This is a genomic window from Chryseobacterium vaccae (genome assembly GCF_009602705.1).
Taxonomy (GTDB): Bacteria; Bacteroidota; Bacteroidia; order Flavobacteriales; family Weeksellaceae; genus Chryseobacterium; species Chryseobacterium vaccae.
In genome coordinates, this window is record NZ_VSWH01000001.1 from 2,876,137 (window position 1) to 2,889,261 (window position 13,125).

8 protein-coding genes are annotated in these 13,125 nt (G+C 38.9%); 3 read left to right on the forward strand and 5 right to left on the reverse strand.

The window, feature by feature from the left end; translation table 11 throughout:
- Window positions 1-197: 197 nt before the first annotated feature.
- Window positions 198-3,545 carry a methylmalonyl-CoA mutase family protein gene (locus FW768_RS13085; RefSeq protein WP_153396086.1) on the forward strand — a complete coding sequence of 1,116 codons (3,348 nt, stop codon included), beginning with the start codon at window positions 198-200 and terminating at the stop codon, window positions 3,543-3,545.
- 52 nt (window positions 3,546-3,597) lie between these two features.
- On the opposite strand, the gene FW768_RS13090 is transcribed toward FW768_RS13085, so the two are convergent.
- The 4 genes from FW768_RS13090 to FW768_RS13100 form a co-directional block, all read right to left on the reverse strand.
- Window positions 3,598-4,488, reverse strand: a complete 891-nt coding sequence (locus FW768_RS13090; protein WP_153396088.1) for an AraC family transcriptional regulator — start codon at window positions 4,486-4,488, stop codon at window positions 3,598-3,600.
- A gap of 219 nt (window positions 4,489-4,707) precedes the next feature.
- A complete protein-coding gene (locus FW768_RS13095) occupies window positions 4,708-7,137 on the reverse strand; it encodes a TonB-dependent receptor (RefSeq protein ID WP_153396090.1) in 2,430 nt (809 codons plus the stop codon).
- A gap of 45 nt (window positions 7,138-7,182) precedes the next feature.
- Window positions 7,183-7,308 (reverse strand): hypothetical protein, encoded by a 126-nt coding sequence (locus FW768_RS23855; protein WP_262885781.1) that lies wholly within the window; start codon window positions 7,306-7,308, stop codon window positions 7,183-7,185.
- Window positions 7,309-7,437: 129 nt separating this feature from the next.
- Window positions 7,438-10,170 (reverse strand): M16 family metallopeptidase, encoded by a 2,733-nt coding sequence (locus FW768_RS13100; RefSeq protein ID WP_153396092.1) that lies wholly within the window; start codon window positions 10,168-10,170, stop codon window positions 7,438-7,440.
- A 127-nt stretch (window positions 10,171-10,297) separates the two neighbouring features.
- Here FW768_RS13100 and FW768_RS13105 point away from each other — a divergent pair, with 127 nt between their 5' ends.
- Both FW768_RS13105 and FW768_RS13110 read left to right on the forward strand, forming a co-directional pair.
- Entirely contained in the window at window positions 10,298-10,999 is a 702-nt protein-coding gene (locus FW768_RS13105) for a Dph6-related ATP pyrophosphatase (RefSeq protein ID WP_153396094.1), read from the forward strand.
- Between the two features lie 219 nt (window positions 11,000-11,218).
- Window positions 11,219-12,352 (forward strand): serine hydrolase domain-containing protein, encoded by a 1,134-nt coding sequence (locus FW768_RS13110; protein WP_153396095.1) that lies wholly within the window; start codon window positions 11,219-11,221, stop codon window positions 12,350-12,352.
- Between the two features lie 110 nt (window positions 12,353-12,462).
- On the opposite strand, the gene FW768_RS13115 is transcribed toward FW768_RS13110, so the two are convergent.
- Window positions 12,463-13,095 carry a hypothetical protein gene (locus FW768_RS13115; protein WP_153396096.1) on the reverse strand — a complete coding sequence of 211 codons (633 nt, stop codon included), beginning with the start codon at window positions 13,093-13,095 and terminating at the stop codon, window positions 12,463-12,465.
- Window positions 13,096-13,125 lie beyond the last annotated feature (30 nt).

The following is a 13,125-nucleotide window of genomic DNA, read 5'->3' on the forward strand; positions in this document are numbered from 1 at the left end:
ATGAAAATACCGTGATTTTGAAAATAGAATCCAATAACCAGCTCTTATACCTGTCACTTTTCCGATCCCAAAACCTTAATTTGGAAAAAATTAATTAAATAGCATTATTTAATAATTTAAAAATCAATAAACTATAATCAAACATAGGTTCTTATTTTATTATTATATTTGAAAATTCAGAAATTTTCTATTTTTTTATGGAAACCCAAAAATATACTCCAACCAACAAAGTCAGAATCGTAACAGCCGCATCTTTATTTGACGGCCACGATGCTGCGATCAATATCATGCGCCGTGTGATCCAGGGAACCGGATGCGAAGTTATTCACCTTGGCCACGACAAATCTGCAGAGGAAGTTGTTAATACAGCCATCCAGGAAGATGCTAACGCCATTGCCTTAACATCCTACCAAGGCGGGCACAATGAATATTTTAAATATATCTACGATCTTTTAAGAGAAAAGAATTCACCGCAGATCAAAATTTTTGGCGGCGGCGGTGGAGTTATCCTCCCGGAAGAAATCAAAGATCTGATGTCTTACGGAATCGACAGAATCTATTCACCGGATGACGGCCGTGAACTTGGTCTTCAGGGAATGATTGACGATCTTGTTCAGAGATCTGATTTTGCTACCGGAAAAGAGGTTACAGCGGCAGATCTTGAAACCATCAGCTTTGAAAACCCTACGAGTATTGCCCAGATCATCTCTGCTGTTGAAAACTTCTCAGAAGAAAAACCAGAATTAGTAAAAGCTATTGACGAGAAATCCAAAGATCTTATTATTCCGATTATCGGGATTACAGGAACCGGAGGAGCCGGAAAATCATCTTTAACAGACGAACTGGTAAGACGCTTCTTACGTTCCAATACCGATAAAAAAATTGCCATTATCTCAATTGACCCTTCGAAAAAGAAAACGGGTGGAGCATTACTGGGTGACAGAATCCGTATGAATGCCATCAACGATCCGAGAGTTTACATGAGATCCATGGCGACGAGAGAAAACAACGTTTCGGTATCGCCATTCATCCATTCTGCATTGAATGTTCTGAAACTGGCACACCCTGATGTCATTATTCTTGAAACTTCCGGTATCGGGCAATCCGGTTCAGAAGTATCTGATTTTGCAGATGTATCCATGTATGTAATGACTCCTGAATATGGAGCTTCTACCCAGCTTGAAAAGATCGACATGCTAGATTATGCAGATCTTGTGGCTTTAAATAAATCCGACAAGCGCGGAGCTCTGGACGCCCTTCAGGCTGTAAGAAAGCAGTTCCAGAGAAACCACCTTCTATGGGAAAGTCCATTGGAAGATATGCCGGTTTATGCTACCAAAGCATCCCAGTTCAATGATCACGGAACAACAGAACTTTACAATAGACTGGTTTCAAAAGTGAATGATAAATTTGCAGGACTTGATCTGAAAAATTTCGTTGAACAGGAAGTTACTGAAGAAGTAACGATCATTCCTCCAAAAAGAGTACGTTATCTTTCGGAAATCGTAGAAAATAACAAACAATATGATGCTGTAATCGAAAAGCAGGCTGAGCTTGCCAGAAAAATGTATCATATCGAGGGAGTGAAAAGCTTCCTTTCCAATGAAGTTCTGGAAGCGGAATATCAAAAGGCAGAAAAAGACCTTCAGCAGGAAAATATTGACTTCCTGAAGACATGGGAAGATACAAAAAAGGCTTTTCATGAGGAGTTTTATTCCTATTATGTTCGTGGAAAAGAAATTAAGGTGGAAACCTCAACAGAATCTTTATCCCATTTAAGAATTCCGAAAATTGCCCTTCCGAAATACAATGACTGGGGAGATCTCATTCAATGGAAAGGCCAGGAAAATCTTCCGGGAAGTTTCCCTTACACTGCAGGAATTTACCCATTCAAAAGAACCGGTGAAGACCCTACGAGAATGTTTGCGGGAGAAGGAGGTCCGGAAAGAACCAACAGAAGATTCCATTATGTATCTGCGGAAATGCCTGCAAAACGTTTATCTACAGCTTTCGACTCAGTAACTTTATATGGCCAGGACCCTGCTCTACCACCGGATATTTATGGAAAAATCGGTAACGCGGGAGTATCTATTGCCACGTTGGATGATGCAAAAAAACTGTATTCAGGGTTTGACCTTGTGAATGCGCTGACTTCTGTATCCATGACGATCAACGGACCTGCTCCAATGCTGCTTGCGTTCTTTATGAATGCTGCCATTGACCAGAATGTTGAAAAGTACATCAAAGAGAATGGCTTAGAAGCTAAAGTAGAAGCTAAGCTTAAGGAAAAGTTTGACGATAAAGGTTTAGAAAGACCTCAATATAACGGAGAGCTTCCACCATCCAATAATGGACTGGGGCTTAAACTCTTAGGCTTAACAGGAGATGAAGTAATTCCTGCAGAAGTTTATGCTGAAATTAAAGCCAAAACAATTGCTACTGTTCGTGGAACTGTTCAGGCTGATATTTTAAAAGAAGATCAGGCTCAGAATACTTGCATTTTCTCTACTGAATTTGCCCTAAGATTAATGGGTGACGTTCAGGAATATTTCATCACGGAAAAAGTAAGAAACTTCTACTCTGTTTCCATTTCAGGATACCACATTGCAGAAGCAGGTGCCAATCCGGTTTCCCAGCTGGCATTTACACTGGCTAACGGTTTCACGTATGTGGAATATTACCTGAGCCGTGGAATGGATATCAATGATTTTGCACCGAACTTATCCTTCTTCTTCTCCAATGGTATTGATCCTGAATATTCAGTGATCGGACGTGTGGCCAGAAGAATCTGGGCAAAAGCCATGAAACTGAAATACGGAGCAGATGAAAGAAGCCAGATGCTGAAATATCACATCCAGACTTCCGGACGTTCGCTTCACGCTCAGGAAATTGATTTCAACGATATCAGAACAACGCTTCAGGCATTATATGCGATCTACGATAACTGTAACTCTCTTCACACGAATGCGTATGACGAGGCCATTACCACACCTACCGAGCAATCCGTAAGAAGAGCAATGGCTATTCAGTTGATTATCAACAAAGAATTAGGTTTAGCGAAAAATGAAAACCCGCTTCAGGGGTCATTCATCATTGAAGAGCTGACTGATCTTGTGGAAGAAGCTGTTTATGCTGAATTCGACAGAATCACAGAAAGAGGCGGTGTGCTGGGAGCTATGGAAACTATGTACCAGCGTTCTAAAATTCAGGAAGAATCCATGCATTACGAATGGCTGAAACATACAGGTGAATATCCAATTATCGGGGTGAATACTTTCCTTGGAAAAGATGGTTCACCAACGGTGCTTCCGGGAGAGGTGATCCGTTCCACTGAAGAAGAAAAGCAGGCTCAGATTGAATCGCTTCATAACTTCCAGAAAGCGAATGATGATAGATCTGAAGAGGCATTAAAACAACTTCAGCACGCAGCGATTAACCAGCAGAACTTATTCGGAGTGATGATGGATGCTGTAAAATACTGTTCTCTGGGACAGATTACCAACGCTTTATTTGAAGTTGGGGGTAAATACAGAAGAAATATGTAACAGACCTCTGTAAAAATAATTTTAAGACCTCATCATTGTATGAGGTCTTTTTTTATGCCGTAAACCCTCTGGGAGAAACCCCAAACTGTTTTTTAAAATTCTTGCTGAATGATGAAAGATCTGCAAAGCCACAGGCAACAGCAATATCAGTAAGGGAAAATCCTTTATCTTTTAACAGTTGGAGCGCCAGGTTCAGTTTTTTCCGGGTGATGTACTGATAAGGGCTTTCGTTGAAAAGCTGCCTGAACAAACGGAAAAAATGATACTCCGAAACTGAAGATGCTCTTGCTACTTCTTCAATATTTTCTATCGAAATGAAATGTTCATCTATATAATTTCTGGCAGCAAGCATTTTCCGGTAAAGCATTTTCCGGGTCTGTATTTTAGAAACATTCAGCTTTTGCACCTTGTAAAAATCAGGAGCATAAACGGAAACAAGATTTTCCGCCAGCAGATAGTAAAACTCTTTGTTAAATTCAAACTGATGGTCTGTCTGATAGGAGATCTGTCCTGAAATCTGCTGCAGCTGCCTTCCGATACTATTATTAGAAAAATGGCTTTTATTTTCCACAAAGCTCTCCGAAGTAAAAAAAGTAACCAGCTCCGGATCTTGCTCTGTTATTTCCGGACAGCGGAAGCCGTTAGCCACATCCGACATGATCTCCGGGGCAATATCGATACACAATCCTTTAACTGCTTTATCACTTTGAATCAGCAGTTTTCCGTTAGAAAAATGATTCCCTACAAGAAACTCTCCCTTAGATACTTTAAACAGGTTTCCGTCAATCAGGTACTGCTCACAGCCTTCCGTTACAAATTTCAGACTGAAACTCCGGAACAGGACATCCGTCTTCAGCTCACGAAAAGATGAAAAGTTGACCAGGCTGCTTTCCCTAGGCAGTTTAAGCTTCCTAAAATTATCCTCTGAAAGACGGTTGAACATATCATGTGTTTTTGTTCAGAATAAGTCGGATGGTATATTAGAAAAGTTACAGTTCCTTTATCTATTCCTACTGTCTTATTCTTTGCCACTAATACACAATTTTTTTATTTTTCAATCGCTCTCAGACTCTACAGATTGAGTTGATTTTTTGATTTTTTTATAAGATCTCAAAATAAAAGCCGGACATGAATGCCCGGCTTTGTTATCTGGTTTTAAAATTTAAATTTTCACACGTTCTTGTTCTGTTTCCGAACCTCCACTTTCACGTACTTTCAGGTTTTCTCCTTTACTGAAACGGTAGCTGAACGATAATGAGATCACCCGCGAATCAAAGGTGCTGTACCATGACGCATTAGCATTCTGAATATTCCGGATCTGCCCTTTAATCTGATTGGTATAAAAAATATCAGACACATTCAGCTTTAATGTTCCTTTATCCTTCAGAATTTTGGTAGATATCCCTGCTCTTACTGAACCTACCGGAGAAATCAGGAACTGTCCGGATAATGCTGCAGACTGGTACTGTCCTGATAACTCTGCGGTCCATTTTTTACTGATTGCAAACTGATTGGTAGGCATGATCACCCAGTTCCATTTGGAATCATTCAGGCTTTCGGTATATACCTGGCTGCTGAAACGGTTGGAAGAAAGTGCGGTGTAACACTGCAATGTCCACCATTTTGTAACAGAAACAGTTCCGTTGAATGATATTCCGTAAGAAATCTGTTTAGCAAAATTTCCGGGACGGCTGTAATAAATATTGTTTCGCTGCTCATTGGTTTCCGAGATCAGATTATCAATATAGCTGTAGTTCAGTCCGAAAATATATTTTTTATTCCATGTGTAATTGAATTCTGCATTGTAAGAAAATGTAGGTTCCAGAAACGGATTTCCTCCATAGAACGTAAATTTATCCATAGGGTAAGTAAACGGATTCAGATCCTTATAATTCGGACGGTCTATTCTTCTTCCCAATGAAAGCCCGAATACATGATTCTGCAGGGAATCTGCTCTGTACTGCACATAAAATGTAGGGAAAAGGCTTGTGTATTTTTTACTGAACGCGGAATCCCTGACCATTGGATTTCCTTTCTGGTATCCTTTAATATCAGAATATTCCATACGCAGCCCGGCCTGAACAGAAAACTTACTAAAGTCTTTTGAATAGTTGGTATATACGGCATGAATGTTCTCTTTATAGGTAAAATCATTAGAAAACTGATAGTTGGGTATTTTAATCCCGTTCATCACATCTCTGAAATCTGCCACATTATTCGTTTTCACAAAACTTGATTTTGCTCCGAAGCCTAAATTACCTCCTAATGCTTCTACTCCACTATAGTCTGCTTTGATCGCTTTGATTCTGATATCTGAAGGGAGCTCAGAATCCATTTGGGTCTGCTCTATGACACTTCTGTCCGGATTCAATATGGCATTGTACAGGTTCTGGGAAACCCTGGAGTGGTAATTAATATGGTCGAAATTCACACTCAATTCCTGTTTATCTGTGAACTTATGGTTCATATTGAGGTTGATGGCATCATTTTTAAACCGGATTTTCATCGGATTTTGGGCTTCTACCAGACTTACCGTTTCATAATCCGCATTCTGAATAACTGCATTGTTCGCAATATTCCGGTCTGACGGATTGATAAAGCCGCTCAATACAATTCCGAGGGTAGTTTTGGGAGTTGCATAGAAATCAGCTCCGACTTTTGCGGAATGGGTTCTGCTACTCGGTGTGATATAGGAATTCTGGGTAAATGTTGAACTTCTGTCTCCATTAGGGGTAAAATATTCTCTTGTAATGGTGAGGTCCTGGTAGGTTTCATTTTTATTCAGGCTGAAATTGGAGAAAAAATTCCATTTTTTGATTCGATAATTGAAATTGGCGCTGTTGTTGGTCCTCATGTGTTTTCCTTGTCCATAGGCAAGATTTATCCCGCCGTTAAACCCTCTTGCAGCATTTTTCTTAAGCCTGATATTGATAATTCCGGCATTTCCTGCGGCATCATATTTTGCAGGGGGATTGGCAATCACTTCAATGGTTTCTATACTGGAAGACGGGATGGAACGCAAATAATCAGCTAGATCTGAAGCAGAAAGGTAAGAAGGTTTATCATCAATAAAAACCTGTACTCCGGATTTGCTTTTCATCGAAATATTACCGTTCATATCTACACTTACGGATGGTGTTTTTTCCAGAACTTCTAGGGCTGTTGTTCCGGCGTTGCTGATTAGCGCATCGGGATTCACTACAATCCTGTCTATTTTTTGAGTAACAAAAGGTTTTTTGGATGTAATTGTCACTCCTTCTATTTCTTTTGTCCCCGGGTTGAGGCGAATTTCGGGAAAAGTTATCTTTCCTTCAGAGGAAATAAGTGTTTCGGAAATAAATTTTTCATACCCCGTTTGTTCAATCACCAGCTTCACCGGTTCTGAAACGAAATCTTCAAATTCAAAATTTCCGTTCTGATCGGTAATTGTTGTTTTCAGCACCTCATCCCGATCCGCTTTCATAAGCATCACTGTGACATTAGACATCGGCTGCCCGTTTTTCCCGTAGATACGGCTACTTAAAGAAGATTTCCCCTGGCTGTAAAACCAGGAAAAGCTCAACAATAACAGTAAAATGCATATTTTTCTCATAGTGTTCAGATTAAAATTCAAGATTCATGGTTTATGGTTCAACGTTTAGAAACTCTGCAGCCACTGACCGAAACTGAACCCTTTTCTAAAAATAAACAATGCTGCTGCTACGATCATAATCCCCAGCAATATTTTCGCCGGTGTGGATTTCCAAAAATTCTGAGATTTCATAATGATTTATTTTATTCTCAAAGGTAATATGCGGGAAAAAATATGACTTGTCAAATTCTGCTAATTTTCCATATAAGAAAAACCCGCAAACATGATATGCGGGTTTATTTCTGAATTTAAGTATGCAATTTATTTCTTGTTAAAATCTCCTGCAAACACAGATGTAAGCTTATCTTCGCTGATATATTTTCTAAGTACATCATTTACCTGGCTTACTTTCAAGGCAGATACTTTTGCTTCTAAAGTATCATAATCCTCCAAAGGAATACCGTATTGAAGCTGGCTGTTAACAAGCCCCATTAAAGTATTGTCATTTCCTAATCCTGTTTTTCTTGAGGTTAACCAGGAATTCAGATTCGATTTCAGTTCTTCTTCGCTAAAACCTTCTTTTACAGCCTTATTAACTTCTTCTTTCAGAGCCTTGTTTACTGCATCTTTTTTCGTAGGATTAAAGAATGCGTACCATCCCCAGGATGAAACGTTATTATCCGAAGGTACATTCATATAAGATCCGGCTCCGTAACTGATCCCTTCTTTTTCACGAAGTCTTGTAGGAATTCTGGAGGTAAGGAATCCTCCGCTGCCCAACATTTCATTAGCAATGATTAACGCCGGATAGTCAGGGCTTTTTCTATCCATAGAGAAGCTGATTTTTCCTACAGCCGCTCCGTTCTCTTTATCCGGAGTCAAATATTCCTTATCCTGTTTTTTAGTGGCAAAGAGTTCAGGTTTGATTTGCTCATAATTGGATTTTGAATTCCATTTTGCAAACGTACTTTCAAGTAACGAAGATACCGTCTTGGAATCCAGGTCTCCAATCACAGTCCCTACTCCATTATTGCTTCCTAAAATCTTATTATAAAAATCTACAAGTTCCTGTCTTTTAATGGTTTTATTGGTTTCAATCTGCTCTTTGAAAGACGGGGTATAGAAAATGCTTTCTTTAGGATAGCTTGCTGTAATTTTTTCAATTTCGGTGAATGCCAGAGCCTGAGGATCATTTAAAGAGCCTTCCAGATAAGTATTATATTCATTGACTGTTTTAACGAGCTCTGCTTCAGGGAAGCTGGATTCTGTAAGAATTTCTTTCATTAATCCCATTACTTTTGGCAGATACTCTTTATACGTATTCACATTAGCATATAAAGTCTGTCCTCCAAATGAAAAATTGATGCTGGATTTCCACTGATCGAGCATATCCTGAATCTGTTCTTTTGTATGAGATTTTGTTCCTGTTTTCATGACCTGCGCCATTAAAGCACCAATCTGGGATTTTCCACTCAGATCTTTGGCGTTACTTACCGGGAAGCGGAAGCTTGCGGCTACTTTTCCGCCCTTAATTTCTTTCTTAATAACGCCGTATTTCATTCCGTTGCTTAATTTTCCTTCAGAAAGATTAGCCTTCAGGTTTTTAATACTGGCTTCAAAAGGAGCCACTTCTTTTTCAAGAGCTTTGCCTTTATAATCTTTCGTCAGTGTGGCGATCTGATCATCAGAATATTCCAGATTTTTAACCCTTACTTCGTCTTTGGTTGGGATGAATACCCCTACAGTCCGGTTATTGGTTTTAAAATATTTATTCGCCACCTTCTGGATATCTGCCAAGGTAAGTTTCTCAATATTATCACGGTACAGCATTCCCAATTTGTAGCTTCCCGCTCCTACAATCTCCGTTAAACCAATTGCAAAATTGATGGTATTGTTTTTATTATTCTCAATTTGCTTTAAAATTTTGGCTTTTGCCCTGTTGACATCCTGTTCTGTATATTTAATGGCAGCCACTTTATCCAGTTCAGCTCTGAAATCACTTTCCACCGTCTTCACATCTTTATCTGCCGGAACTTCCAGGCCGAAATACATAAAAGCAGCATCTCTCACGGTTGGCTGGTAAGAATATACTGAAGCTGCTTTATGAGAATCAATCATCGCTTTATACAAGTAGCCGGAAGGGTCTGCTGTCAAGATTTCTGACAACGCATCCAATGCTGCATAATCTTTATCTGCATAAGGTGCTGTATGGTATAGAGCTCCTACAATTTTACTGTCTCCCGAACGTTTCAATTCTACAAAACGCTCTCCATCCTGTGCCGGCTCAACCGTATAAGTCTGATCTAAAACTCTGGAAGGTCTCGGAATCACCGAAAAATATTGAGAAATATAGTTCAGAGCCTGCTTTTCATCAAATTTACCGGCTACAATAAGAGTGGCATTATCAGGCTGATAATGTTTTTCATAGAACCGCCTCAATGTTGGAGCTTTTACTCTTTCAATATCTTCTTTGCTCCCGATGGTGCTGTTTCCGTAATTATGCCACAGGTAGGCCGTTGATACAATCCTTTCCATCAGAACATCTCCGGGTCTGTTTTCTCCTATCTCGAATTCGTTCCTTACTACGGAGAACTCTTTGTCCAGATCAGTCTGCAGAATCGTAGCGTTCACCATCCTGTCCGCTTCCATTTCCAGGGCCCATTTCAAGTTGGCATCACTGGATGGAAAGATTTCGTAATAATTTGTTCGGTCATACCAGGTGGTCCCATTGGCGTCACCTCCTTTATCAGACAGCTGTTTTTTTATATCACCTAATTTTTTAGTGCTTTTAAATAACATATGCTCAAGCAAATGGGCCATTCCTTTTTCTCCGTATCCTTCATGTTTGGACCCGACATTATAAACAATATTTACCACCATATTACTCTGGGAAGGGTCTGGAATCAAAAGAACTTTCATTCCGTTAATGAGGGTATACTCTTTTACCCCTTCTGTATTGCTTATGAATTTTGGAGTTTCTCCTTTTTGTGAAAATACGGGATTTACCATTCCCGTAAAAAACAAGACCGCGGTCCCAATGAGCAGGTTTTTCATGTGTTCTTAATTTTAGTTCTGTTAAATTTAAAACAATTACATCTTCTAATCAAAAATAAACTCTGTAAATCAACAGAATATTCTATTTTTTATCATAAAATTGCAGGGTAAAACAGAATCAGCCTGTATGAATCCCAAAGCCATTTTCAACTGGAGCAGCGGAAAAGACTCCGGCCTTGCGTTATTTAAAATTATTCAGGAAAACAAATATGAAGTAACCGCTTTATTAACAAGCATTAATAAGGAGTTTCAGCGTATTTCCATGCATGGTGTTCATGTATCTCTATTAGAAAAGCAGGCAGAAAGTTTAGGATTTCCTTTAATTAAAATGGAACTTCCCAAAGAACCTTCCATGGAGGAATACAGCGCTATTATGGATAAGACCATGTCACGCGTAAAATCTATGGGAGTTACCGCTTCTATTTTCGGAGATATTTTTCTGGAAGATCTTCGCCAATACCGTGAAGACCAACTGAACGCTATCGGAATGGAAGCAGTCTTTCCGCTTTGGAAACAGAACACCGCTGAGCTTATCCATGAATTTCTGAACCTTGGCTTTAAAACCATTGTAACCTGTGTCAACGGAACTTATCTGGACAAAAGTTTCGCAGGACGGATTATAAATCAGCAGTTTCTTGATGATCTTCCTGAAAATGTTGATCCCTGTGGCGAAAACGGAGAGTTTCATACATTCACTTTCGATGGTCCGATTTTTAAGAAACCGATTCTTTTTGAAATCGGGGAAACGGTAAAGAAAACGTATCCCAAACCCAAAACAGACTCTGAAGAAGAAGGAGAATATGTTTTCTGGTTCTGTGATTTGAAATGAGAAAGGAAGCTCTTTCTTAAAATTTTTCTCAGGTAATGATCTTTTCTTAAAAATTCTTTTTTTGTGACAATCCGATACGCCAGAATTGCAGGCCGTAGATAATCTTTATCCATAAAACCACTTCTTTGATAAACCGGAAGTTCTGTGAAAGTTTTATCCACGGTTTTGATTTTTCTTTTCTATTCTTTTTGATTATTTTTAGCCTAAACTTCAATACAAATGCCGAAAATTTTCAATTCTCTTTTTTCCGTATTATTTCTTACTATTTTTATAACAGCCTGTAAGAGTTCTTCCGAACCCATCGAAAAGCCGGTTGATAAAAAGTTAGTTATCGACTCTACCATTGCCGTTTTTCAGAAAATAATTCTTGAACAGCAGATTGATTCTGTTTTTAAAAAGTATCATTTTAATGGAAGTGTTGCAGTATTTAAAGATTCTCTGCAGCTGTACAGAAAGGCCAATGGCTATTCGAATTTTAAAACCAAAGCTAAGATTGACAGCGGGACGGTATTCGCCATCGGTTCTGTAAGCAAGCAGTTCACGGCAGTTCTTATTCTTCTTCAGATGGAGCAGGGAAAACTGAACATTCATGATAAAGCCTCAAAATATCTGAAGGAATTCCAGCTTAAAGAATATGAAAACATTACGATCCAGCAGCTTTTGAACCATACTTCCGGGCTGAATACTTTCGGCGGAAAATTAATGTTTAAAAGCGGTTCTGATTTCTTCTATTCCAATGACGGATTTAATGCATTGGGAAAGATTGTTGAAGCCGTAACCGGAAAATCTTTTGATGAGAATGCCCGGGAACTTTTTCAAAAAGCGGGAATGAAACATTCTTCAACAGGAGCTGTTTTTAAAGGAAATAATTTTGCCAGCGCTTATCTGGGCAGCGGAAAAACATTTGAAGAAGTTCCTAATATGCCAAAAAGACTGGCAGGAAAAGACATAGGAACACCTGCGGGAGGTATCCTTTCTACCATCGATGATCTCCATATCTGGAATAACGCCCTTTACAGCGGTAAGATTCTGAAAACAGAAACGCTTAAACAGTTTGTTTCCAAAAGCGCAGAAAGACGGCATCAGATTTTTGGAAAAATGGGTTATGGTTATGGAATTATGCTGAATATCGGGCAACCTGAAAGTTATTTTCACAGCGGTTATGTAAAAGGTTCTCCTTCCCTGAATATCTATTATCCACAGACTAAAACTTCTGTACTTATTCTGTCTAATACGGCGGACGAAGAGAAAGGAAAAGGCTCAACCTTCAGACCTCATATTGAAATTAAAAAATTGACAGATGCTCTTGAAAATTCGGTGGTAAAGATGAAGCGTGATACTGCAAAAATTTAGTTAATCGTTTTATTCTCCTGAAGTTTCCAGGAAGTCCTGTATTTTGCAAGGGCTTTTTAATCAAAACAAATACTAACGTCATCAATGTAAAAATAACAGAAAATCTTTGCTTAAATCAAAACATTAATTCTTCGGGCGCTGTTATATAAAAGCTGGATATTGGTCAGCATCCCATAGATGAAGAACGTTCTCATCACATCTGAATTGAATAAAGACGCCGTGTCATAAAGGGTAAACCGGTTAAAAAAGAAATATACACCGGCACAGACTATTGCCCCGATAAAGGTATTTCTCAACACCAGCGGATGAAAACTAAACTGAAGGTAGTGGTAAAGGGTCATTTTTCTCCAGATAAAATTGTAAAGCAAAAGGCCGACTGTTACCATCCACAATGTCATCTGCAGATAGATAAAAGCATCTGTACTGAAATAGAACAATGCAGAAAGTAGAAATGAGGCAATCACTGCATTTACTGCAATATTCCTGAACCTTGCCTGAACAGCAATCTTTTCAATTCTGGCTATTTTCCTGAATGAAAATCTATCTGCTCTTACCATTTCCAGCTCATGCTGCCAATTCATTTTGGTTGTAAGAAAAGCTTCCTGAAATCCGATATTCTTTTCTTCCATCAGATCTGAAATCTGAAGCATGAAATGGTCTTTAATTTCTAAAAGCAGTCCGTAGCTTAATTTTTTTGATGTGAGATATCGTACGATCTCATTCTCCTCTATAATGTTGATCATGTATTAAGATTAGTTTTTATTTTTTATTGT

Bases quoted from the DNA above. Each gene is read 5' to 3' on its own strand.
- FW768_RS13085 (WP_153396086.1), top strand. From the start codon at position 198: ATGGAAACCCAAAAATATACTCCAACCAACAAAGTCAGAATCGTAACA.
- FW768_RS13090 (WP_153396088.1), bottom strand. From the start codon at position 4,488: ATGTTCAACCGTCTTTCAGAGGATAATTTTAGGAAGCTTAAACTGCCT.
- FW768_RS13095 (WP_153396090.1), bottom strand. From the start codon at position 7,137: ATGAGAAAAATATGCATTTTACTGTTATTGTTGAGCTTTTCCTGGTTT.
- FW768_RS23855 (WP_262885781.1), bottom strand. From the start codon at position 7,308: ATGAAATCTCAGAATTTTTGGAAATCCACACCGGCGAAAATATTGCTG.
- FW768_RS13100 (WP_153396092.1), bottom strand. From the start codon at position 10,170: ATGAAAAACCTGCTCATTGGGACCGCGGTCTTGTTTTTTACGGGAATG.
- FW768_RS13105 (WP_153396094.1), top strand. From the start codon at position 10,298: ATGAATCCCAAAGCCATTTTCAACTGGAGCAGCGGAAAAGACTCCGGC.
- FW768_RS13110 (WP_153396095.1), top strand. From the start codon at position 11,219: ATGCCGAAAATTTTCAATTCTCTTTTTTCCGTATTATTTCTTACTATT.
- FW768_RS13115 (WP_153396096.1), bottom strand. From the start codon at position 13,095: ATGATCAACATTATAGAGGAGAATGAGATCGTACGATATCTCACATCA.